Source organism: Stenotrophomonas sp. STEN035 (assembly GCF_056759935.1).
Window position 1 is genome coordinate 82,458 of the sequence record NZ_JBRRDY010000008.1, and the last position, 21,738, is coordinate 104,195.

The following is a 21,738-nucleotide window of genomic DNA, read 5'->3' on the forward strand; positions in this document are numbered from 1 at the left end:
TCCTTTGATCATTGGCAGGACAGAACATGAGTGATATCCGCACCCTTGCATTGAAGTGCCGCGATGCCGCGCAGCAGCTGGGCCTGCTTTCCAGCGATGCCCGCAGCACGCTGCTGAAGTCCATGGCCGCTGCGCTGGAAGCCGATGCAGGCAGCATCCTCGCCGCGAATGCGCGTGACCTGCAGGCGGCGCGGGACAAGGGTGTGGGCTCGGCAATGCTGGATCGTCTCGCCCTGAACCCGGAGCGTCTGCGAGGCGTGGCTGATGCATTGCTTGAAGTCGCCGCCTTGCCGGATCCCGTGGGCGAGGTGACCCGCGACTACGACCGTCCCAATGGCATCCGTGTGCAGAAGGTGAGGGTGCCGCTGGGTGTGATCGCGATGATCTACGAGGCACGGCCCAATGTGACGGCCGACGCCGCAGCGCTGTGCATCAAGGCCGGCAATGGTGTGATCCTGCGCGGTGGCTCTGAAGCCATCCATTCCAATACGGCGATTGCTGCCAGTCTCAAGCGCGCATTGCGCGAAGCAGGTTTGCCGGATGCGGCTTTGACACTGGTTGAAGATCTGCGCCGTGAAACCATGCTGGAGCTGCTGCAGCTCAATGACATCATCGATCTGGCGATTCCGCGCGGTGGCGAAGGTCTGATCCGCTTCGTCGCCGAGCATGCGCGGGTGCCGGTGATCAAGCACTACAAGGGCGTCTGTCATCTATTCGTCGATGACAGTGCCGATCTGCAGTTGGCAGTGGACCTGTTGATCGATGGCAAGACCTCGCGTCCGTCAGCCTGCAATTCGCTGGAGACCTTGCTGGTGCATGAGGCTGTTGCCGCGCTATTCCTGCCTCTGGCTGCCGCAGCGCTACGTGAGCGCGGGGTCGAGCTGCGTGGTGATGCAGCAACCCAAGCGTTGGTTGCAGACATCGTGCCGGTTACGGACGACGACTATGCTGCCGAGTACCTGGATCTGATTCTCGCAATCCGGGTTGTACCGGACATGGCTGCGGCCATCGCCCATATCCAGGCTTACACCTCGGATCACACCGAAGTCATTGCTACCGGCAACTCAGCTCATGGCGAAGCGTTCGTGCGCGCACTGCGCTCGGCGGTGGTGATGGTCAATGCCTCTTCGCGCTTCTCTGATGGCGGCGAGCTCGGCCTGGGGGCGGAGATCGGCATTTCCACGACTCGCCTGCATTCCTACGGCCCGATGGGTCTGGAGGCGCTGACGGTGGAGCGCTTCGTTGTGCGCGGCGAAGGCCAGGTGAGGCATCCGTTGAAGTAGTCGCGGCAAGCAACCGTTGTAGCCCGGGTAAGCCGCGAAGCACCCGCAGCTTTGGTGTGCACAATGCTCCAGGACTTCCAACACTCTCAGCTTCGCGGCTTACGTCGCTCCGACAAGAGGCGGTCAGCCGCAGGTGCGTCGCGCTTACCGGGGCTGGGTTGCTTCCGCGAATAAAAAAGCCGCCGATTCATATCGGCGGCTTTCATGTTTCAACGGCGGTTTACTTCCAGTGATCTTCCAACTGCTGCGGTTTGCATGCAAACCACGCACCGGTCAGCAATACACCGGAACAGAAGGCGAGGAAGCCAAACGACCACGCCCAGCCGTCGCTCATGCCATGCAGCCAGCCGAACAGCAGCGGGCCCAGACTGGCCAGGCTGTAACCCACGCCCTGCATGAAGCCCGACAACGCTGCCGAGCCAGCCTGGCTGCGGGTGCGCAGGTTGATCAGGGTTAGGCCGAGCGGGAAGGTTGATGGGCCAAGGCCGGCGATGACCGCCCACAGCAGCGGTGCGCTCATCGGTGCCCATAGCAGGCCGGCGAAGGCAATCATGTTCAACACGAACACCATCACCGCGATCGGGAACGGGTTGCGCATGCGCACCGCCAATGCGGGCACCAACAGCGACGGCAACAGGCCGATGGCCGAATAAACCGCCACCATCACGCCGCCGAAGGATTCGCTGGCGCCGGCTTCCACCATTACCTTCGGCAACCAGGTGAACAGGGAGTAGGTGCCCAGCGAGGTCATGCCGAACATCAACGCCATGCCCCAGCCCAACTGCGTCTTCCAGACGCGGCCTGCAGCATGTTCGGGATTGGTGCTGGTGCCTGCATCGGTGCGGGGTGCACTGCGTGCCAGCAATATCCACGGCAACACGGCGGCCGCTGACAGCAACGACCACATGCCAAGTGAAATACGCCAGTCGAACTGATCAGCCACTGGCACTGCCAGCAAGGCAGGCACCATCGTGCCGGCCTGCAGTACCGAGATGTAGACCGTACTCAGGGTGCCCACGCGGTCGGCGAAGTAGCGTTTGACCAGCGGCGGCACAACCACATTGCCCATGCCCATGCCGGCCAGTGCGATCGCCGAGCCCAGCATCAGCATGCCGACATTGCCGGAGAATGCACGCAGCAGCAGTCCAGCGGTAGCCAGCACCATGGCCAGCACGGCAGTGCGCTCCAGGCCGATGGCGCGGGTGATGCGTGGCGTCGCCAGGCCGAACACGGCGAAGGCGGCGGTCGGCATCATGCCGAGCACGCCGGTCATGGTGCTGCCGAAATCGAAGACATTGCCAAGCCGGTCCAGCAACGGGGTCAGCGAAGTGACCGCGCTGCGCAGGTTGGCCGAGACCAGGACGATGGCGACAAACGCCAGCAGGCGGCCCTTGAACAGGGGGTGCCGGATGAGGGACTGGGCGGGCGTGGACATTGCTTACTCCGACGCGGTGGGTGGCGTCGTTTGAAACCCACCAATAACAAAAGCCGACCAGAGGCCGGCTTTTGTCAAATTGGTCGGGGAGACAGGATTCGAACCTGCGACCTCTACGTCCCGAACGTAGCGCTCTACCAGACTGAGCTACACCCCGAAGGAGCCGCCTATGATAGCGGTGAACCTCGTGCCTTGCAAGTTCTTTTGTTCAGCCAACGCTGCCTGCAAGGCGTGGTGCGTTGACTGCCAGCAACTGTGTACTGGCGAATAAAAAACCTGGAAAACGTTGCCGTTATTCCAGGCTTTTTTACCGACCCTTTGGTCGGGGAGACAGGATTCGAACCTGCGACCTCTACGTCCCGAACGTAGCGCTCTACCAGACTGAGCTACACCCCGCGAAGGGAGCCGGAAAGATACGCTCAGTCCGGCGTTTTGGCAATACCTTCACGCAGTTTTTCAGCGCTTTGCATCGATCTTGTTTGCTTCGCGCGCTTCAAACCACATGCCGTTGAGGATGGCGACCGTCGCAGCGAGGCCAGCACCCAGAATCCAAGCGAAATACCACATGAGTTGTCTCCTTAGTGTTGTCGGTGCGGATCAGTAGGCGTTCGGGTTTTCACCCATCTCTTCCAGCGTGGTCTTGCCCTTCATCACGCGATATACCCAGGTGGTGTAGGCGATGATGATCGGCAGGAAGATCACGGTGGCCAGCAGCATCACCCACAGTGTCAGGTGGCTGGAGGAGCCGTCCCATACGGTCAGGCTGGAGCCCGGGCTGGTGGAGGAGGGCAGCAGGAACGGGAAGATCGCAAAGCCGACGGTGAGGATGATGCCGGCGATGGACGCACCCGAGGCGAGGAAGGCCAGGCCACCACGACGCTTGCGCAGCAGGACTGCACTGGCCAGAGCACCCAGCAGGCCCACCACCGGCGCCAGGATCGTGGCCGGCATGCTGCTGTAGTTGTGCAGCCAGCCGCCAGCGGCGGAGAATTCAGCGGTCTTCAGCAGCGGATTGCTGGCACCGTCGGTCACCACCTGCGAGGTGATCTGGTAGCCCGGCAGGCCGAAGGCAACCCAGGCGCCGGCAAGTGCGAACAGCACGAACGAGGCAATGGCGGCGATGCTGCCGATCTTTGCCGAACGCTCAGCGACCGGGCCGCTGGTCTTGAGCACCAGCATGGCAGCACCGTGCGAGACCAGCATCGCTACGCTGACCAGACCAGCCAGCAGCGCGAACGGGGTCAGCAGGCCGAGCAGGTTGCCGGTGTAGAACACGCGCTGGGTGTCATCGAAGTGGTACGGCACGCCGAGCAATACGTTGCCAACTGCCACGCCCATGATCAGTGCCGGGATGAAGCCGCCAACAAACAGCGCCTTGTCCCAGTTGTTGCGCCAGCGCTGGGTCGGCATCTTGCTGCGGTACTTGAAGCCGACCGGACGCAGGATCAGTGCGAACAGGATCAGGAACATCGCCAGATAGAAGCCGGAGAAGCTCACCGCATACAGGGGTGGCCAGGCGGCGAAGATCGCGCCGCCACCGAGCACCAGCCACACCTGGTTGCCTTCCCATACCGGGCCGATGGTGTTGATCACCAGCCTGCGCTCTTCATCGGTCTTGGCAACGAAAGGCAGCAGAGTGCCAACGCCAAGGTCGAAGCCGTCCATTACCGCAAAGCCGATCAGCAGGATGCCAAGTAGCAACCACCAGATCACGCGTAGTGTCGTGTAGTCCAGAAGAATGAATTCCATGAGTGTTCTCCTGCCTTATGCCTGGCCGTTGCCGGAGGCATTGGCGTGGTTGGTTGCGACGGCCGACTGCTGCAGCGAGGGCAGGATTTCGTCCGGGCCCTTGCGGATGGCCTTGAGCATCAGCTTGACTTCGATCACCAGCAGCACCGTGTACAGCGCGGTGAAGCCGACCAGCGTCGCCAGGATTTCGTAGACGGCCAGACCGGAAGCTGCATAGAAGGTCGGCAGCACGCCATCGACCGCCCACGGCTGACGGCCGTACTCAGCGATGAACCAGCCGCATTCGATCGCGATCCACGGTGCCGGCAGCGACCACAGGGCAACCCGCAGGAAGGTGCGCTTGTGCTCGAAGTTGTTGCGGCAGGAGTAGTAGAAGGCCAGGGCGAAGAAGCCAATCATGTAGATGCCCAGGCCGACCATGACGCGGAAGGTCCAGAACAGCGGTGCGACCGTGGGCACCGTATCCAGCGCAGCCTGTGCAATCTGCTCGGGGGTGGCGTTCTCGATGTCGTCGCGGTAACGCTTCAGCAGCAGGCCGTGACCCAGATCCTGCCAATGACGGTCAAAGACCTCGCGGGCTTCAACATCGTTCTTGTCGGCGCGGATGCGTTCCAGTGCGGCGTAGGCGATCTGACCACCCTTGACGCGACCCTCGGCCTGCTTGACCAGGTCCAGGATGCCCGGGATCTCCTCATCCAGCGAACGGGTGGCGATCAGGCCCATCACGTATGGGATCTGCACTTCGAAGTCATTGCGCTGTTCCTGCTGGTTCGGGATGCCGAATGCAGTGAACGGTGCCGGAGCCGGATGGGTATGCCACATGCCTTCGATGGCAGCCAGCTTCATCTTCTGGTTTTCGGCCGTGGCGTAACCGGACTCATCACCCAGCACGGCAACCGAGATGGACGCCAGCAGGCCGAACGCCGAAGCCACTGCGAACGAGCGGCGGGCAATGTCACGGTGCTTGCCGCGCAGCATGAAGAAGGCCGAGATCGACATCACGAACATCGCGCCAGCCACATAACCGGCCGAGACGGTATGCACGAACTTGGCCTGGGCTACCGGGTTCAGCAGCACGGCGGCGAAGTCCACCACTTCCATGCGCATCGTTTCCGGGTTGAACACCGCACCCACCGGGTACTGCATCCAGCCGTTGGCGATCAGGATCCACAGTGCCGACAGGTTGGTGCCCAGTGCCATCAACCAGGTCACGGTCAGATGCTGCACCTTGGACAGGCGGCCCCAGCCGAAGAAGAACAGACCGATGAAGGTCGCCTCCAGGAAGAACGCCATCAGGCCTTCAATGGCCAGCGGTGCGCCGAAGATGTCACCCACGTAGTGGCTGTAATAGGACCAGTTCATGCCGAACTGGAACTCCATCACGATGCCGGTACCCACACCCATGGCGAAGTTGATGCCGAACAGCACGCCCCAGAACAGGGTCATCCGGCGCCAGACATCCTTGCCGGTCATCACATAGACGCTCTCCATGATCGCGATCATGAAAGAGAGCCCCAGCGTGAGCGGGACGAAAATGAAGTGGTACATCGCGGTCAGCGCGAACTGTAGACGTGACAGTTCTACGACTGTTGAGTCGATCATGGCCTGGCTACCTCGTGGGAATTGGGCGTCATGGAGTGGCTGGGAGGGGTTCTATGGCAGCGATACTCCCCGTTCAGGCCTGCCAATGCCTTGATCTGGATCAATGTGTGCTGGCTGTCCAACGCCGATCGTGCAGGGCCGGCAGGCTGGGTACGGCTTGCTTACAATCACCTGGTTCTCCTTCACCTGAGTTGTCAGTCTTGAGCGAAGTTCCACATTCCAACGCGGTGCAACAGCAACGCCGCGTACAGCAGCAGTGGCTGGCGGCTCTGGCGTCCGGGGCCCGGTCGCAGCAGCGTTTGGCGGCCATGGCCGTCTGTACTTCAGGTGCGCTGCTGATCGTGCAGGCTGGCGCCATTGCCTGGTTGATCCAGAGCATAGTCGTGGAACGACTGGATTGGGTACAGGTAATTCACGGTTTCTGGATATTGGCGGCCGTGCTGGTGCTGCGCAGCCTGCTGGGCGGGGTCGCCCAGACCGCCGCCGGCAAGGTCGCCGACAGCGCCAAACTGGCGTTGCGCGAGCAGGTTTACCGGCGTTTGCTGGCACGCGGACCGTTGTGGCTGCGCCGTCAGCGCACGGGTGAGTTGGGCGAGCTGCTGCTGTCTCATGGCGATGCCATCGAGGGCTATTACGCCGGTTTCCAGCCGGTGCGGGTGGAAGTGGTGGTGGTGCCGCTGCTGATTGCCGCCGCCGTGGCCTATGTGGACTGGGTGGTGGCGCTGATCTTCATCTTCACCGCGCCGCTGGTGCCGTTCTTCATGATGCTGGTGGGCTGGGGCGCCGAGGCCGCCGGTCGGGCACAGCTGGGCGAGCTGGCGCGCATGAGCGGCCACTTTGCCGACCGCATCAAGGGCTTGGGCCTGTTGCGCCTGTACGGGCGCGGTGAAGCCGAGCTGGAAGGCGTTGCTGCCGCTGCCGATGGCGTGCGCGAGCGCACCATGAAGGTGCTGCGCATCGCTTTCCTGTCCTCCACTGTGTTGGAATTCTTCGCCTCGGTCAGCGTGGCGATGGTGGCCTTGTACCTGGGCCTGAGCTATCTGGGCCTGATGTCCCTGCACTCGGTGGTGCCGACCTTGGGCACCGGCATGTTCTGCCTGCTGCTGGCGCCGGAGTTCTACGCGCCGCTGCGGCGGCTGGCCGCGCATTACCACGACCGTGCCAATGCGTTGGCGGCAGCGGCTGAAGTCGAGCGCCTGCTGGCTGACGATCAGGATGCTGCTGCGGCAACTTCCGCCGCTGCGTCCCTGGTAGCGCCGGAGCCGGCGCAGTTGCACGCGCCGCTGGTGTCGGTACGCAATGTCGTGCTGCGCCCGCAAGGCGCTGTCCACGATGTGTTGAAGGGCTTTTCGCTGGAGATCGGCGACGGTCAGCGTCTGGCCCTGATCGGCCCCAGTGGCAGCGGCAAGAGCACCTTGCTGGAAGCCTTGGTCGGTTGGCTGCCGCCGCGCGAAGGCCGCATCGTGGTCCGCGAGGGCGCGCGCATCGGGTATGCCGGCCAGCGCCCCTACCTGTTCCATGGCTCGATTGCCGACAACCTGCGCATGGCCGACCCGGCAGTAAGCGCCGCGCGGTTGCAGGCGGTGGCTGAGGTCGCACAGGTGATGCGCTTTGCCCAGCATCTGCCCTTGGGTTTGAACACAGTGATCGGCGAGCGTGGCTTCGGCCTGTCCGGCGGCGAGGCGCGGCGGATTGGACTGGCGCGGCTATTGCTGCTGGAGCCGGATCTTTTCCTGCTCGACGAACCCACTGCTTTCCTTGATCCGCAGACCGAAGCGGATCTGCTACAGGCACTGGCCGCACATACGCGTGGCCGCACGGTGCTGATGGCCACCCATAGCGAGGCGGCGATGCGCTGGGCCGACAAGGTCATCGATCTGCAGGATTGCGTGCATGCAGAAGTACAGGGAGAGCGCGCATGAGCCCGCAGACGATGCGCGATGTATTCAAGCGCCACCGCTGGCGGCTGGCGCTGGCGACGCTGCTGCTGTTCACCACGATGGTTGCCGGTGTTGGCTTGTTGGGCTTGTCCGGTGGATTCCTTACCGCCGCAGCGCTGGCCGGTGCCTTGGGCATGGGCAGCACCTTCAATTTCTTCTCCCCCTCGGCCGGCATCCGCGGCTTGACGATGGCGCGCATCGCGTCGCGCTATTTCGAAAAGCTGGTCGGCCACGACGCAACCTTGCGGATCGCCCGTGACCTGCGCGTGTGGTTCTTCCAGCGTGCACTGCCGTTGGCGCCGGCGCGGCTGGGCAGCAGCCGTACCGGCGAGCTGTTGGCGCGGTTGATCACCGATATCGGTGAAGTCGACGGGTTGATGGTGCGTGCCATCAGTCCTTTGTTGGCCTTGGCGGGCATCGCACTGGCAACGGTGGGAGCGGCGGCATTGATCTACTGGCCGGCAGCGCTGCTGTTGCTGGTGCTCGCCGTATTGGTGGGCATTGGCGTGCCGGTGTTCGCGGTGCGCCGCGGCGATACGGTCGAGGCCGAGCGTGCGCAGCAACGTGCCAGCCTGCGCACCTTGGCGTTTGAAGGCTTGGAAGGTGCGGCTGATCTCACCGCCTTGGATGCTCGCGATGATTGGGCGTTGCGTGTGGATGAAGCGGCGCAGCAGTTGGCGCGCAGCGATCAACGGCGTCGCGGCCGCCTGATCGGTGGCAACGTGCTGCATTCGGCGCTGGCCGGGCTTGGCCTGTTGGCGATGCTGTGGTTGGCGTTGACGGCATTCCAAGCTGGCAAGGTGGAAGCGCCATTTGCCGCAACCCTGGTATTTCTGACCGTTGCACTGTTGGAAGTCGCAGCAGGCAGTGGCATCGCCTGGCAGGCCTTGCAGTCGGCGCGGGTGGCCGGCAAGCGTCTGCGGCAGATTGTCGATCAAGCGACGGCCGTGCAAGAGCCTGCGCAGCCGCGTGCGGTGCCAGCGGGCGCGGCAACGGTAGCGTTCGAGCAGGTAGTGTTTGCCTGGCCGGGCGAGACGCGGCGTCTTCTGGATGGCGTGGATCTGCAACTGGCGCCGGGTGAGCGCATCGCCATTCGTGGCGACAGCGGCTGCGGCAAGACAACCTTGTCGGCCTTGCTGCTGCGGCTATGGGACCCGCAGCAAGGGGCCGTGCGCTTTGCTGGTGTCGATCTGCGAGAGTTCGCCCAGGACGATTGGTATCGGCAGATAGCCTGGTTGCCGCAGGGCGCGCCGGTGTTCGCCGGCAGCATTGCGGAGAATCTGCGGTTGGGTGATCCACAAGCCGGCGATGACGCGTTGTGGGCGGTGCTGGCGCAGGTGCGCTTGAGCGATTGGGCGCAGCAACAAGGCGGGCTGGGCGCGTGGGTAGGCGAGAACGGTGCCACCATGTCGGCGGGTCAGGCGCGGCGTTTGGCCTTGGCGCGCGCCTTGCTGCGCAACGCGCCGATCATGGTGCTGGACGAGCCGACCGAAGGTCTGGACGTGGATACCGCGCATGCCTTGTTGATCGATCTGGCGGCAGCGTTGGGCCAACGCAGCCTGTTGATGATCACCCATGATCGACTGCCGGAAGGTGTGGTGCAGCGCGAGTATCGTCTGCATCAAGGGCGGTTGAGGCTGCAGTAGCGAGCGTGGAGCCGGGTTGTGCCCGGCTTTGTAGACCTACGGGTTGCGACGCGCAGGCGTGCGTCGTTAGCTGCGTTTGTTTCTACGCAAGCGTTTGAAAGCGTAGGCAACAATGCTGGCTGTCGGTACGGTAACCATCGGCCCGAACAGGAAGGCCAGGCCATCCTGGGCATCGCGATGGCCGGTTACATCCCATACAAAGCGCAGGCCAAGATAGGGCGCGAGCAGGCCGCCGAGCAGGGCGGCAAGCAGCACCGCAAGCCAGGTGCGGTGGCATATGGCGCCCGCTGCCAAACCAAAGCCGACGCTGACTGCTATTGCGATCAACCAGAAGGTCATGATGGGTTCCTGCTATTTTGGCTGAGGGCGGGCTTGGTCATCATTACGACTCACTGCATGGGCTGGCGGATGATGGTTTTCCACTTCTCCGGCGCAGCCCTTCGGATGTCGCTCAAGTAGATCTCATGGTGCTTGCCACGCAATGCGGATCGTTCACCGATGAAGGCATGCACGCGCTCGATCGTTGGGCCTTCTTCGGTGAAGGGGCCGATATGCAAGAGCTGCGCGCAGCGTCCTTCATGATGATTTTCAAAACGCAGCTTTGACAGGGCGGCAAGCGACTTCTTCTGCAAGCTGGTGATCGCAGATTCCATGTCCTTCTCACACACTTCCGGCGGCTGCATGATCATCATGGTCCACTGCCAAAGCTGCTTTTCATCACGTTGGAAGGTCGTCATGTCATCGGCCCACCACAGTCCTTCCAGCGGCATGACGGCGTAGTCCAGCCGCCCGGCCTTCTTGAGTGCGAACTTGATGGTGTATGCAGCCGAGAACAGCGCTTCCACAGCGTCCTTGTAGTCCTGCGAGGTATTCGGATTGCCAGAGCCGTCAATCATCAAAAAGTTGAAGGCGGGCACATCGACCTCGGCGACGGCCTTGGCCGATGGCTGGTAGAGCTGCTTCCACTGGCGCTTGAGATCGATCTTGTCCATGAATCCTTCCGGCTCGGCTGTTACAACGAGGTGGAGATGGTGAGCATTGGGCTGACTATCAGCGAGCGCTTCCATCCACGTAGGGCCGCGATTGCAGGATGAGTATGTCATCGCCAACCACCGCCCATTCGATGTCCTGATCGACTCCCCAAAGTGCCTGTTTGGTACGGCTGCCAACGGCTGCCAGCCTCGCGATCAAGGCATCGGTCAATACCTGGCGGGAGCCGGTCAGCGCCACCTCGCGGACACCGCCGCTGGCATTGGCGACCAGCTGGGTGTCTTCCGCGGAGCGGCTGAGCACCTGCACGGCCTTGGACCAGTTCGAATACATCACCTGCTCGGCCTGCCGCTTGCCTTCCACCACGCGAATGCCGAGGCCGCGTTTGGCAGAGATGTAGGTGATATGGCGTCGACCTGCGTCGAATGGGTCACGGGTGATCATCACCCCGGAGCTGTCCGACGGCGCGGCCTGTTGTACCAGTACCGCCATCGCTACAGCGTCCTGGCCAAGGCCGGCGGCGCTGCGTGCTTCGTAGGCCTCGAAGTTGTACACCGACGCCCACACCGTCTGCACTGCTTGCACCAGCGCCTCGGCAGCGGTCACGTTGGGCACGGTCGTATACAGGCCGGCGCCGCTGAAATTCGGCAGGTCTTCCGAGTTGGAAGAGCTGCGCACGAATACCCCGCGGCCCCGTAACTGGCTCTGCCACTGCGATTGCAGGCTGCGGACAAGGGCCAGGTCCGGGGGGGCGCCGCTGATCTCCGCTCGCAGCGCGGCAAGCGCCTCACGGCGGACCTTTGCGTCGTTGGCAAAGCCGGGCCGCTGCTGGAGTGCGGCCAGTCGCTCGCTGATGCGCAGTTTCTGCATTGCAGACTGGTAATGCGAGAAAGGTACGCAGAATCCATCCGGAACCCGCGCAGACGGCGGCAGTGCGGACTTCAAAGTGCCCAGATTGGCAGCCTTGACCCCGCAATGACTGCTATCCCTGGCACGAAGTGCCGAAAGCGGCTTCAGTGCGGTTATCGATACGTCGGGCCGCGGCAGATTGCGCACGGCTGTTTGCCTGGTTCTGGAGGGTGTGTTGGTTGGGCGAAGGGCTGGCCGTACCTTGTAATTGTTGTTTGTGACTTCCAGCTCGATCCACTGTCCGTCGTAGACGCGCAATGCGGCCTGCGCATCGCGGACATAGACGTTGGGGATACGCCATCCCTTGGCCAGTAAATTGACGTGCGACAGCAGTGTCGATGGGCGCTGGGTGACAAGGCCAGCCACCGGTGGCAGCGAGATCGGCACTTCATCCAGCACCACGATGTCCTGTGGTGATAGATCGCCTGCCTGCTCGACCGAGCGGATGACGCGCAGACGGCCTTGCGCAGTACCCGTGTTCAACGGCAGGAGGGACTGCTCACGCAGCAACGCCTCCTGGGTGACGAAGGCCAGGCCAGCAGCACGCGCGGTTTGTTCGTGCAGCGTGGAGTTGGTCTTGAAGCGGATTGGCTCGTAGAACGATCCGCGCACCAACTGGTCGGTCTGTCTGAGCAGCGCGGGTGTCAGCTGGTCGCCTTCCCAGAATTCATAGGTGTATCCGGGCAGATCGCGTTGCCAGCTTACTGTGCCGAACAGGAAACGCCGTTGCGGGTCCTTGTACTGTGCGTTGAGCGTGGCCTTGTCCAACTGCGGCAGAAGCCGTTCGCGCCGCACGAAGTTCTCGTGCAGCTCGTAGCGCGGCGTATTGATGTAGTAGGTGCGGGTAGGCTCGCGCCGATCGATGGTGAAGATCAGATGGGGCATTTCCAGCGGGGTGCCGGGGTTGTAAACCCGCGCCAGACGCATGAAATCGTCACGGCTGGCTATGCGCGGTAGCTGCGCCGGAGTTTGCGCGCTGTCGGTGGCAGCTGCAGTTGTGCCTTGCCGGGCCTCGTAAGGCGACGGCTTGCGGGCTGTTTGCGCCAGCGCGGTCGGCATCGCAGCGAGCAGGACGGCACTGAAGGCGACAAGATGCAGGCAAACAAGGCGGAGTGCGGACTTCATACGGGCTCGATCCATGATGCCGTGTTGGAGCTTGGGGAGCGCAGATGATAAGCGACCGGCATCTGCTCAGTCGTGTGCCGGCTAGCCGTAGCGCAGAAAGCCGCGCAATCCCGATAGTGTGGTTTGCAGCAGCGCAACCCGGTAAGCGTTGTGCCTCCAGGATCTGAGTTTCACGTGATTTCCAGGTTGCTCGACAACAAGCCCGGGCGCGCTGCACTTCCCCGGGCTACGCTGAGGTCAAGGCGCCCGGTCTATTGGGCAGGGCCCAGCTTTCCGCTGGCAAGCAAGCAGATTGCGGCGATATTGAGCACAACCGTCAGCCAGAACATGAGCTGGAAACTGGACTTGCTGGTCTTGTGCCGGAATAGGCCTTGGCCGATCAGCGCGCCCGGCCAGCCGCCGAGCAGGGAGATCAGGTGCAAAGTGTTTTCAGGCGTGCGCTGCTCGCCGCGGGCGGCTGCGCCCTTGTCGTAGAGATAGAAGCCCAGCGCAACGACGCTCATTCCGCCGATCACCGGCAAGGTCCAGTCAGGTACCAGCTTGGCAATCCATAGTCCCAGCACGCAGAGCAGGGCGCATACGCCCAGCAGGACATGCGGCAGGCGGGCGGTAAAAGGAGGACGCTTTGGTTTGGAAGTGACGGTTTTGGTGGCGCTGGCCGAACGCACCGCGATGGCATTGAGACGGCCGCGTTCGTCCTTGCGTAGCGCATAGTTGATCAGCATGCCGTTGGTGGGACGTTGCGTGCGCTGCTCGAAGGCTTTGATATGGACGAAGGCGCGCTCGCCGCCGCCGTTCGGGACCGCGAATCCGAAGCCCTTGTCATCGTTCCAATCCTGCAGCCGGCCTTGATAGCGCATTGAGCTTGCCCCTGTTTGTCGCCGCTATTGCAGCGCAAACGTGGCGGGCTGTGAAGCCCTGCTCCTGCATAGGGGCAGTTTATGTGGGAGCGGTGTAAGCCGCGAAGCTGGCAATGCTGAGGGTCTTGGCATGTTTGCCATCTGATGAAGTCTCTGCTTCGCGGCTTACGCAGCTCCCACAAAAAACCGGCTGCATCGTTCATTTTCTTGCGTGTAGCACTACGGATGAATCGCGCCCGTTCAAGGCTCGTCGCGCACCCGCAGGAAGCGCGGGAAACGCGGCAACCCGTGCACGGTCAGGCCGTTGTAGCGATAGGTCACCTGGCTGCCGATTGCGGGTGGATCGGCACGCTGCGCATCAGTCAGGCCGCTGCCGATGCGGAACTGCGCGCCGCTGTCAGCGCGCATCAACAGCGCGCCAACCATGCCGACGTATTTCCCTTTGCCGGGGACATAGCCGATCACACGGGCTTCGGCGTCGTCATGCAGCTTGAGTTTGAACAGACCGGTGCTGCGGCCGTCGCTATAGCGATTGTCCTGATGATGCAGCATCAGGCCTTCGCCGCCGGCCTGGACGACACTGCGTAGGTGTCGGTGCAGGCTTTCTGTATCGGGCAGGCGGCGTTGTTCTATGGCAAAGAGATGGGGATTTGGCTGGTTGGCGACTATCCGGCTCAGCTGGTCATGGCGCTGGGCAAAGCCGCCTGTTGCGCTTGGTAGATCGAAAGCCATGAAGCGCAGTTCGCGCCACTGCGCCTCGTCGGCCGGACTGCTGCGGATGAGTGCACTGGTGGCTTCAAACTGGCTGCGTGCCATCCACAATTCGCCGTCGATCAGCTGCTTGGGCCAGTCTCTGGTAAACCAAACGGGTGCCACGATGCGGTGGCCGGCACGGGTCCAGAGCGCATGCCCATCCCAGCGTGCGCGCACACCATCAAGCTTCTCGCTGACCAGATACTGCGATACATCCGGCCCGTCCTGCCAGCGGCTGGCCAGCATCAACGGTGGCGCGGAAGCGAGCGCTGCGTTGAGCGAGCTTGACAGGAAGAGCAGCAGAAGCAGGAGCAGGCGCGGCATGACCAGCCTCCGGTTGTTGGAGGCCCCAGCGTGCTGTGCGGCGCGTACAGGCAGCCATCAGCGGCTACCTGCATTCGAGGTCGGTGCGGTGTTTACGCGGCTGTCGGCAGTGTCTGCAAGAACTGCGCTACGGCCGGGCCGAAGCGGTCGTAGTCGACCAGGAAGGCGTCGTGGCCCTGTGGCGAATCCATGCCGATGAACTGGGTGTCCGCGCCGCCTGCCCGCAAACCATCGGCGACCTGTTGCTGCTGTTCTACCGGAAACAGGATGTCGGTATTGGCGCCGATGGCAAGTGCCCGTTCAATCCGTATCTTCGCCAGCCCGGCCAGTACGTCGCCGTCGGCGTATTCGGCCAGGTCGAACCAATCCATGGAGCGACCGAGGTAGAGATAGCAGTTCGGATCGAAGTGGCGCACGAAGCGACGCGCGTGGCCTTCCAGATAGCTCTCCACCTGGAATTCCAGGCCGAATGGGTCTTCGTCGGTCTGGTCCGAATCCAGCCGAACGCGGCCGAAGCGGCCGTCCCATTCCAACGCCGAGCGATAGGTGATGACACCGAGTTTGCGCGCCATGCGCATGCCCGATTCCGGGTAGTGGACTTCGTCGTAATCGCCGTTGTTCCATGCCGGATCGAGGCGGATTGCTTCACGCTGCAGTGAGCGGATGGCGATCGAGAACGGCAGGGCGCGGGCGCTGCCGGAGATGTTGATATGGCTGCGGGCGATGCCGGGATGTTGCAGCAACACTGCCAGTGCGGTCATGCCGCCCATCGAGTTGCCGATCAGGCAGGCCAGCTGGGTGATGCCGAGCGCGCGCACGACTTCGGCGGCGGCATTGGCCACGTCTTCAATCGACAACTCGGGGAAGGACAGGCGGTAGGCCTTGCCGGTGGCCGGGTCCAACGAGGCCGGGCCGGTAGAGCCCTTGCAGCTGCCCAGCGAGTTGACGCAGATGACGAACCAGCGGTTGGTATCGATCGGCTTGCCGGGGCCAAGCATCGGCTCCCACCAGCCGTTGGCCGGGTTGTCGGCGTTGCTGGCAGCGTGTGCATCCGGCGACAGGCCGGTGACTATCAGGATGGCGTTGCTGGCATCGGCGGCCAGCTTGCCCCAGGTTTCGTAAGCGACATGGGCGCCGATCAGGCTGCCACCGCGCTTCATCGGGAACGGCGAGGACAGCGCGTGGAAACGGCTGCCATCAGGAATGAATTCAGTCATCTGCCAATTTTAACGGGGATGCCGGGCGCATCTTCGCATGGATGATAACCAGTGGTTATTTGGGTATTGCTGGGCGGACGCGAAGCGCATCCGGGAGGCGGTGATCTGATGGTGGTTCCCGCTGTACGTGAACGGCCACGGTTGGCCGCTGTGATGTAGATACCGGCCAGAGTGGGCTGTTTGTAGGAGCGGCGTAAGCCGCGAAGCTGACGTTGCTGAAGCACATGGCATCTCTGCCATCTGCTGGATGTGCTTGCTTCGCGGCTTACGCCGCTCCTACAAAGAAGCCGGTTGCGTCATTGACCCAGCGTGATGGTCAAGGGCTTGTCAGTTGGCAGTTTGACCTTGAACGGCACCGACTCGACGTCGCCTTCGCCGCGCATCGCATTGCCACTGGCGGACAGCCGGGCGAATACCTCCACTTCCTGCAGCGCCGACAGCTTCTGCGTGGGCATCGGGCTGTCGCCGTCGTCGAGGGTGACGGTCAGCGGCGCTACCTGTGCAGGGTGGCGCTCGACGGCGACAGGCATTGGCGGGCCGCCGGGGATGCGGGCGATGACGAACACGGTTTCCTTGCCGGAGGCGGCGCGTTCAGCCAAGGCCGGGGCCAGGGTTACCGTTATGGTGATGCCAGCACCAGCACCAGCACCAGCACCAGCACCAGCACCAGCACCAGCACCAGCACCGCTTGCTGGCGGCGTTGTTGCTGCAGTGCCAGCCGGCGCGGTGGCCGGTGCCTTGCCACGGGCGATATCGATCTGCGCCTGCAGCGCGTTTGCGGCGGCTGGCTCGAGCCTCGGCAGCAGGCTTTCCCAGGTCCGCGCAGCTTCATCGTTCTGGCCTTGCTGGCGTTGCACGATGCCGGTGAGCCAGATCGCCCGCTCGTTGTCCGGTGCGATCTGGCGGGCGCGGGCAAGCCACTGCTGGGCGGTGCCGTCGAACAGAAATTTGGGGTCAGCCTGGGCGCGGGTCTGTGCGGCTTCGAGCAGCAGGCCGGGTTCGTCCGGTGCCAGTTGTACGGCGCGCTGGTAGGCCGCAGCGGCATCGGCGACCTTGCCGATCTCCAACTGCGAGCGGGCCAGCAGCACCCAGCCGTCAACGCGCTCGGGGTTTTGCTTCAAGGCGTCCTGCAGCTGGGCGATGCCTTCTTCGATGGTCTGCGGCGCGGCAGCGGCTTCGGATTGCGGCTGCAGCGCCGCCGGGGTTCCCAACAACTGGTACAGGCCCAGCGTGGCGACCAGCGCCATCGCTACCAGGCTGCCCCAGATCCGCCGCTTGCCGGCGCGCCACAGCGGCCACAAGGTGATGCCGGTTGCCACCACCGCGAGCACTGCAGCGCCTGCCATGAACCCGGTATTCACCATTCGCGTTCTTCCTGACTGGCATCGTCATTGGTGGCGACAGGAACGGCGCGGCCACGCCGCCGGACATAGACGATCAACAGCACCGCGCCGGCAAGTAGCAACAGGCCGGGACCGAACCAGAGCAGGGCGGTCCCGGCTTCCAGTTGCGGGCGGTACAGCACGAACTCGCCGTAACGGTCGACCAGAAATTGCTTGATCTCGGCATCACTGCGGCCTTCGTGCATGAGCTTCAGCACTTCACGGCGCAGGTCATGGGCGATCTGCGCGTTGGAATCGGCCAGCGATTGGTTCTGGCATTGTACGCAGCGCAGCTCGGCGGTCAGCGCGTGGAAACGCACTTCCTCGGCGCGGTCGCGGTATTGCAGTGGGCTGGGGTCTCCGGCTGGCTGCGCGCTGGCGGCAAACGCCAGGCACAGCCATAGCAGGACCACAGCCCAGGCTTTCATCGGGCGGCCCCGAGATCCGGCGCACCGTGCTTGCCGCCGGCAGCGGCTTCGACTTTTTCCAGTGCCGGAATCAGCTGCTCGTCCATGACCTGCTGGGTGATGGCGCCGCTGTACTTCCAGCGCACGATGCCGCTGCCGTCGACCAGGAAGGTTTCCGGTGCGGCGGCGATGCCCCAGTCCAGCGCGGTGCGGCCTTCCTGGTCGGCCAGCACCACCATGTAGGGGTTGCCCAGCTGCTCAAGCCAGCGCAGTGCTTCGCTGGGCTCGTCCTTCCAGTTGTAGCCGATCACGCGCACGCGCTTGGTCTCGGCGAAGCGGGTAAGGATGGGGTGTTCATCGCGGCAGGTCGGGCACCAGCTGCCCCAGACGTTGAGCAGATAGGGCGCGCCGCGCAGTTGCTTGTCGGTGACATGCACGCTGGGGTCGTGGAGCACGGGTAAGGAAAACGCTGGCGCAGGTTTGTTGATCAGCGCCGAGGGCAGGCTGTCGCGGTCGGGCTTCCCGGAGCGGCTGACGCCGTACAGCATCAAGCCCATCAGGCCGAGGAAGAACAGCGCGCCGAGCACGATGGCGACTGGCGGCAGGCGATGCTTGGTTTTGGATTCGGATGCAGGGTTGTTCATTTCGATTTCTCAGGCAGCCGGCGGAAACGGCGGTCGACGGCGGTAATGAAACCGCCCAGCGCCATCAGCGCCGCGCCCAGCCAGATCCAGCGGACAAAAGGTTTGATCTGTACACGCACGGCCCAGGAACCGTTGCCCAGTGATTCTCCCAGTGCGACGTAGATATCGCCACCCAGCGCGGGGTGGATGCCGGCTTCGGTCATCGGCTGGCCGCCGCTGGCGTACATGCGCTTTTCCGGGTGCAGGCGGGTAATCAGCGTGTCGCCGCGCAATACCTGCAGGTGCCCGCGGTCGGAGTGATAGTTCGGTCCATCGCTGGCATCCACGCCTTCGAACAGCAGCGTATAACCGCCGGCGTCGATGGATTTGCCGGGTGCCAGCGCGACTTCATGCTGTACATGCAGCGCCTCCACCAACAAGGCGCCGACCAGGAACACGGCGACGCCGAAGTGTGCGATCAGCATGCCCCAGGTTTCGGCATTGAGCCGGCCGCTCTTGCGCAGCCGTGTCCACAGGTAATAGCCAGTGCCGCCGGCCACCCATGTAGCGCCAGCAATACCGATGCCGGTCTTGAACTTGCCCTGCGGTGCCATCCACCAGCCAATGATGCCCAGCACAATGGCCAGCCCGGCCCACGGTGCCAACAGTGCCAACGTGCGCAGGCCCTGCTCGCGCTGCCAGCGGCTGAGCGGGCCAAATGGCAGCAGCACGATCATCGGCGCCATCAACAGCACGAACAGCGTGCCGAAGTAGGGCGGGCCTACCGAGACCTTGCCCATATCCAGGGCGTCGGCCAGCAACGGATACAAGGTGCCGAGCAGCACCATCGCGCAGGCACAGCTGAGCAGCAGGTTGTTGGCCAGCAGCAGGCTTTCGCGCGAGTTGAGCGCGAACGCACGGCGCGGATCGTTGCTGTTGCCACCCATGCCGGGTGCGCGTATTGCATAGAGCAGCAGCGAGCCGCCCACCACGATGCCGAGGAAAATGAGGATGAACAGGCCGCGCGAGGGATCGGCGGCAAACGAGTGCACGCTGGTCAGCACGCCGGAGCGCACCAGGAAGGTGCCAAGCAGGGACAGCGCAAACGCAGCGATTGCCAGCAGCAGGGTCCAACCGACAAACACGCCGCGCTTTTCAGTGGCCGCCTGCGAGTGCAGCAGGGCCGCGCCAACCAGCCACGGCATGAAGCTGGCGTTCTCCACCGGGTCCCAGAACCACCAGCCGCCCCAGCCCAGCTCGTAGTACGCCCACCAGCTGCCCAGCGCGATGCCGATGGTCAGGAAGCCCCAGGCCGCGTTGGTCCACGGCCGGGTCCAGCGCAGCCAACGCACGTCGATGCGGCCGTCGATCAAGGCTGCGATGGCGAAGGCGAACGGCACCGCGAAACCGACGTAGCCCAGATACAGCAGGGGCGGGTGGATGATCAGTCCGGGGTCCTGCAGTAGCGGATTGAGATCGTGGCCTTCGCTTGGTGCCGGCAGCAGGCGTGCGAACGGGTTGGAGGTGAACAGCAGGAAGGCGAGGAAACCGACGCTGATCATGCCCATCACCGACAGCACCCGTGCCATCACCTCGGGCGGCAGCTGCCGCGAGAACGCAGCAACCGCGGCGGTCCACAGCGCCAGTACCAAGGACCACATCAGCAACGAACCTTCGTGCGCGCCCCATACCGCCGAGTAGCGGTAGATCATCGGCAGCAGGGTATTGGAGTTGTCGGCGACGTAGCGCAGCGAGAAGTCCTGGCGCACGAAGGCAATCGTCAGCACCACGAAGGCAGCCAGCACCATGGTCAGTTGCAGCATCGCTGCTGGGCGGGCAATCGCGGTGAGTGCGGGTATGCCGCGTTGGGCGCCGACAAGTGGCATGACGCTTTGCAGCAGGGCTGCCAGCAGGGCGAGGATCAGTAGTACCTGTCCAATTTCACCGAGCACTCAGGGCGTTTCCGTCGTTGGGGTGGTGGCCGGGACCTGGTGCTTGTCGTGTGCCACGCCCATCTTGTCGGCCAGCTCCTTGGGCATATAGGTCTCGTCGTGTTTGGCCAGCACGTCTTCGGCGACGAATACGCCGTTGACCATGCGCCCGGTGGCGACCACCGCCTGTCCTTCGCGGAACAGGTCGGGCAGGATTCGGTCGTAGGTGACGGGCAGCATCGCGTCACCGTCGGTGACCTCGAAGCGCGCCAGCAGTGCACCGGGTTCGCGTTTGAACGAGCCTTTGGCAACCATCCCGCCCAGCCGGAAACGTGCGTCCGGTGCAACCTGGCCGGCCTTGACCTCGGCTGGCGTGTACAGATAGGCGATGTTGCGCTGCAAGGCAGTGCTGACCAAGGCGACGGCAGCGGCAGCTACCAGCAGCACCAGCACTACCCACAACAGGCGACGGCGCTGGGTCGGGCTCATCGGCTCAGTTCCTCGTCAACCGGCGCTGCGCTGCTGCGGCTGGCGCGGTTGATGCGTGCGCGTGCTTCGCGCAACTGCTGGCGGATCTGCAGGCGCGGCACGATGAAGTCCCAGGCCAATACGATGAAGAACACGGCGTAGGCCAGTGCCACGTATTTGAAATAGCTCATGCCGATTTCTCCAGCCTCTCGCGCAGCCAGGCCTTGCCGACTTCGCGGCGCAGGTTGTCGGCGCGGGCACGCGACAGCAGCGAGCCGACGAACCAGAACTTGGTAGCCAACACCATGATCCACAGCGGCAGGATCATGCTGCTGTCCATGCTGGAGTCGCCGAACACGCGGATGGTCTGGCCCTGGTGCAGCGAGTTCCACCACACCACCGAGTAGCGGATGATCGGCAACATCACCACGCCGACGATGGCCAGCAGGCCGGCGGCGCGGGCGGCGGCGCGGCGGTCATCGATGGCCCCGTACAGGCCGATCACGCCGAGGTACATGAATAACAGGATCAGCTCTGTGGTCAGGCGCGGGTCCCAATCCCACCAGGTGCCCCACATCGGCTTGCCCCAGATGCTGCCGGTGAGCAGGGTGATCAGGGTGAAAGCGGCGCCGATGGGCGCGCAGGCCATGGCCAGGATTTCGCAGAGTTTGATCCGCCAGATCAGTGCAATGGCGCTGTAGAAGGCCATCAACCCGAATACGAACAGGCTCATCCACGCTGACGGCACATGGATATAGAGAATGCGGAAGCTGTCGCCCTGCTGGTAGTCAGCCGGGACTACCGCCAAGGCCTGCCAGAGGCCGAAGCCAAACAGTGGCAGCGCGGCGATATAACACCAGGTGGACCAACGGGCGGCGAAGGTGTCGAAGTAGGGCGGTGAGCCCAGCTTGTGAAACCAACCAACTAAACCTTTGAACATCCGCTCGCTCGCTGAGGAAGACGATGACCAGGCCGCGATCAGCGGCCCGACCGGCTGGGCGGTGCGGGCTGCACCACCGTTGCTGTTTTCAGACTAGCGCAAGATACCGCAAATTCAGAAAACCGGCGGGGAGGAAGCAGGTCCACTTGAGGGC

20 protein-coding genes and 2 tRNA genes are annotated in these 21,738 nt (G+C 63.4%); 3 read left to right on the plus strand and 19 right to left on the minus strand.

Annotated features, from left to right (window positions below):
- The first annotated feature begins 26 nt into the window (after positions 1-26).
- On the plus strand, positions 27-1,283 hold the full coding sequence (locus ACVOLL_RS06140) for a glutamate-5-semialdehyde dehydrogenase (protein WP_481512094.1): 1,257 nt from the start codon (positions 27-29) through the stop codon (positions 1,281-1,283).
- Between the two features lie 220 nt (positions 1,284-1,503).
- On the opposite strand, the gene ACVOLL_RS06145 is transcribed toward ACVOLL_RS06140, so the two are convergent.
- The 6 genes from ACVOLL_RS06145 to ACVOLL_RS06170 all read right to left on the minus strand — a co-directional run bounded on the left by ACVOLL_RS06145 (position 1,504) and on the right by ACVOLL_RS06170 (position 6,069).
- Positions 1,504-2,718, minus strand: coding sequence for a CynX/NimT family MFS transporter (locus ACVOLL_RS06145; RefSeq protein WP_481512095.1), 1,215 nt, complete (start codon positions 2,716-2,718; stop codon positions 1,504-1,506).
- 80 nt (positions 2,719-2,798) lie between these two features.
- Positions 2,799-2,875, minus strand: a tRNA-Pro gene (locus ACVOLL_RS06150).
- Between the two features lie 162 nt (positions 2,876-3,037).
- Positions 3,038-3,114: transfer RNA gene (locus ACVOLL_RS06155), tRNA-Pro, on the minus strand.
- A gap of 60 nt (positions 3,115-3,174) precedes the next feature.
- Positions 3,175-3,285, minus strand: a complete 111-nt coding sequence (gene cydX / locus ACVOLL_RS06160; protein ID WP_282269734.1) for a cytochrome bd-I oxidase subunit CydX — start codon at positions 3,283-3,285, stop codon at positions 3,175-3,177.
- Between the two features lie 30 nt (positions 3,286-3,315).
- Positions 3,316-4,467, minus strand: coding sequence for a cytochrome d ubiquinol oxidase subunit II (gene cydB, locus ACVOLL_RS06165; RefSeq protein ID WP_481512096.1), 1,152 nt, complete (start codon positions 4,465-4,467; stop codon positions 3,316-3,318).
- Between the two features lie 15 nt (positions 4,468-4,482).
- Positions 4,483-6,069, minus strand: coding sequence for a cytochrome ubiquinol oxidase subunit I (locus tag ACVOLL_RS06170; RefSeq protein WP_481512097.1), 1,587 nt, complete (start codon positions 6,067-6,069; stop codon positions 4,483-4,485).
- A gap of 146 nt (positions 6,070-6,215) precedes the next feature.
- On the opposite strand from ACVOLL_RS06170, the gene cydD reads away from it, so the two are divergent.
- Both cydD and cydC read left to right on the plus strand, forming a co-directional pair.
- Positions 6,216-7,991, plus strand: a complete 1,776-nt coding sequence (cydD, locus tag ACVOLL_RS06175) for a thiol reductant ABC exporter subunit CydD (protein WP_481512144.1) — start codon at positions 6,216-6,218, stop codon at positions 7,989-7,991.
- Positions 7,988-9,655: a thiol reductant ABC exporter subunit CydC gene (cydC, locus tag ACVOLL_RS06180; RefSeq protein WP_481512098.1), complete on the plus strand. Its 1,668-nt coding sequence runs from the start codon at positions 7,988-7,990 to the stop codon at positions 9,653-9,655. The genes cydD and cydC overlap by 4 nt, the downstream gene beginning before the upstream one ends.
- A gap of 66 nt (positions 9,656-9,721) precedes the next feature.
- On the opposite strand, the gene ACVOLL_RS06185 is transcribed toward cydC, so the two are convergent.
- The 13 genes from ACVOLL_RS06185 to ccmC all read right to left on the minus strand — a co-directional run bounded on the left by ACVOLL_RS06185 (position 9,722) and on the right by ccmC (position 21,584).
- Entirely contained in the window at positions 9,722-9,994 is a 273-nt protein-coding gene (locus tag ACVOLL_RS06185) for a hypothetical protein (RefSeq protein WP_481512099.1), read from the minus strand.
- A gap of 50 nt (positions 9,995-10,044) precedes the next feature.
- Complete coding sequence (locus tag ACVOLL_RS06190) at positions 10,045-10,722, minus strand: GyrI-like domain-containing protein (RefSeq protein ID WP_481512100.1); 678 nt, start codon at positions 10,720-10,722, stop codon at positions 10,045-10,047.
- The gene (locus ACVOLL_RS06195; RefSeq protein ID WP_481512101.1) at positions 10,706-12,679 is read right to left on the minus strand and encodes a PEP/pyruvate-binding domain-containing protein; all 1,974 of its coding nucleotides are present in this window, start codon (positions 12,677-12,679) and stop codon (positions 10,706-10,708) included. Before ACVOLL_RS06195 ends, ACVOLL_RS06190 begins: the two co-directional genes overlap by 17 nt.
- A gap of 251 nt (positions 12,680-12,930) precedes the next feature.
- The gene (locus tag ACVOLL_RS06200; protein ID WP_481512102.1) at positions 12,931-13,539 is read right to left on the minus strand and encodes a DUF1294 domain-containing protein; all 609 of its coding nucleotides are present in this window, start codon (positions 13,537-13,539) and stop codon (positions 12,931-12,933) included.
- Positions 13,540-13,779: 240 nt separating this feature from the next.
- On the minus strand, positions 13,780-14,616 hold the full coding sequence (locus ACVOLL_RS06205) for a DNA ligase (protein ID WP_481512103.1): 837 nt from the start codon (positions 14,614-14,616) through the stop codon (positions 13,780-13,782).
- Between the two features lie 92 nt (positions 14,617-14,708).
- A complete protein-coding gene (gene metX, locus ACVOLL_RS06210; protein ID WP_481512104.1) occupies positions 14,709-15,833 on the minus strand; it encodes a homoserine O-acetyltransferase MetX in 1,125 nt (374 codons plus the stop codon).
- A 296-nt stretch (positions 15,834-16,129) separates the two neighbouring features.
- Positions 16,130-17,197: a tetratricopeptide repeat protein gene (locus ACVOLL_RS06215; RefSeq protein WP_481512105.1), complete on the minus strand. Its 1,068-nt coding sequence runs from the start codon at positions 17,195-17,197 to the stop codon at positions 16,130-16,132.
- Positions 17,191-17,643, minus strand: a complete 453-nt coding sequence (locus tag ACVOLL_RS06220; RefSeq protein WP_481512106.1) for a cytochrome c-type biogenesis protein — start codon at positions 17,641-17,643, stop codon at positions 17,191-17,193. Before ACVOLL_RS06220 ends, ACVOLL_RS06215 begins: the two co-directional genes overlap by 7 nt.
- On the minus strand, positions 17,640-18,266 hold the full coding sequence (locus ACVOLL_RS06225) for a DsbE family thiol:disulfide interchange protein (protein ID WP_481512107.1): 627 nt from the start codon (positions 18,264-18,266) through the stop codon (positions 17,640-17,642). The genes ACVOLL_RS06220 and ACVOLL_RS06225 overlap by 4 nt, the downstream gene beginning before the upstream one ends.
- Positions 18,263-20,197, minus strand: coding sequence for a heme lyase CcmF/NrfE family subunit (locus tag ACVOLL_RS06230; protein ID WP_481512108.1), 1,935 nt, complete (start codon positions 20,195-20,197; stop codon positions 18,263-18,265). Before ACVOLL_RS06230 ends, ACVOLL_RS06225 begins: the two co-directional genes overlap by 4 nt.
- Positions 20,198-20,665, minus strand: a complete 468-nt coding sequence (gene ccmE / locus ACVOLL_RS06235) for a cytochrome c maturation protein CcmE (protein ID WP_481512109.1) — start codon at positions 20,663-20,665, stop codon at positions 20,198-20,200. It lies immediately after the preceding gene.
- On the minus strand, positions 20,662-20,835 hold the full coding sequence (ccmD, locus tag ACVOLL_RS06240; protein ID WP_481512110.1) for a heme exporter protein CcmD: 174 nt from the start codon (positions 20,833-20,835) through the stop codon (positions 20,662-20,664). The genes ccmE and ccmD overlap by 4 nt, the downstream gene beginning before the upstream one ends.
- Positions 20,832-21,584: a heme ABC transporter permease CcmC gene (gene ccmC, locus ACVOLL_RS06245; RefSeq protein ID WP_481512111.1), complete on the minus strand. Its 753-nt coding sequence runs from the start codon at positions 21,582-21,584 to the stop codon at positions 20,832-20,834. The genes ccmD and ccmC overlap by 4 nt, the downstream gene beginning before the upstream one ends.
- Positions 21,585-21,738 lie beyond the last annotated feature (154 nt).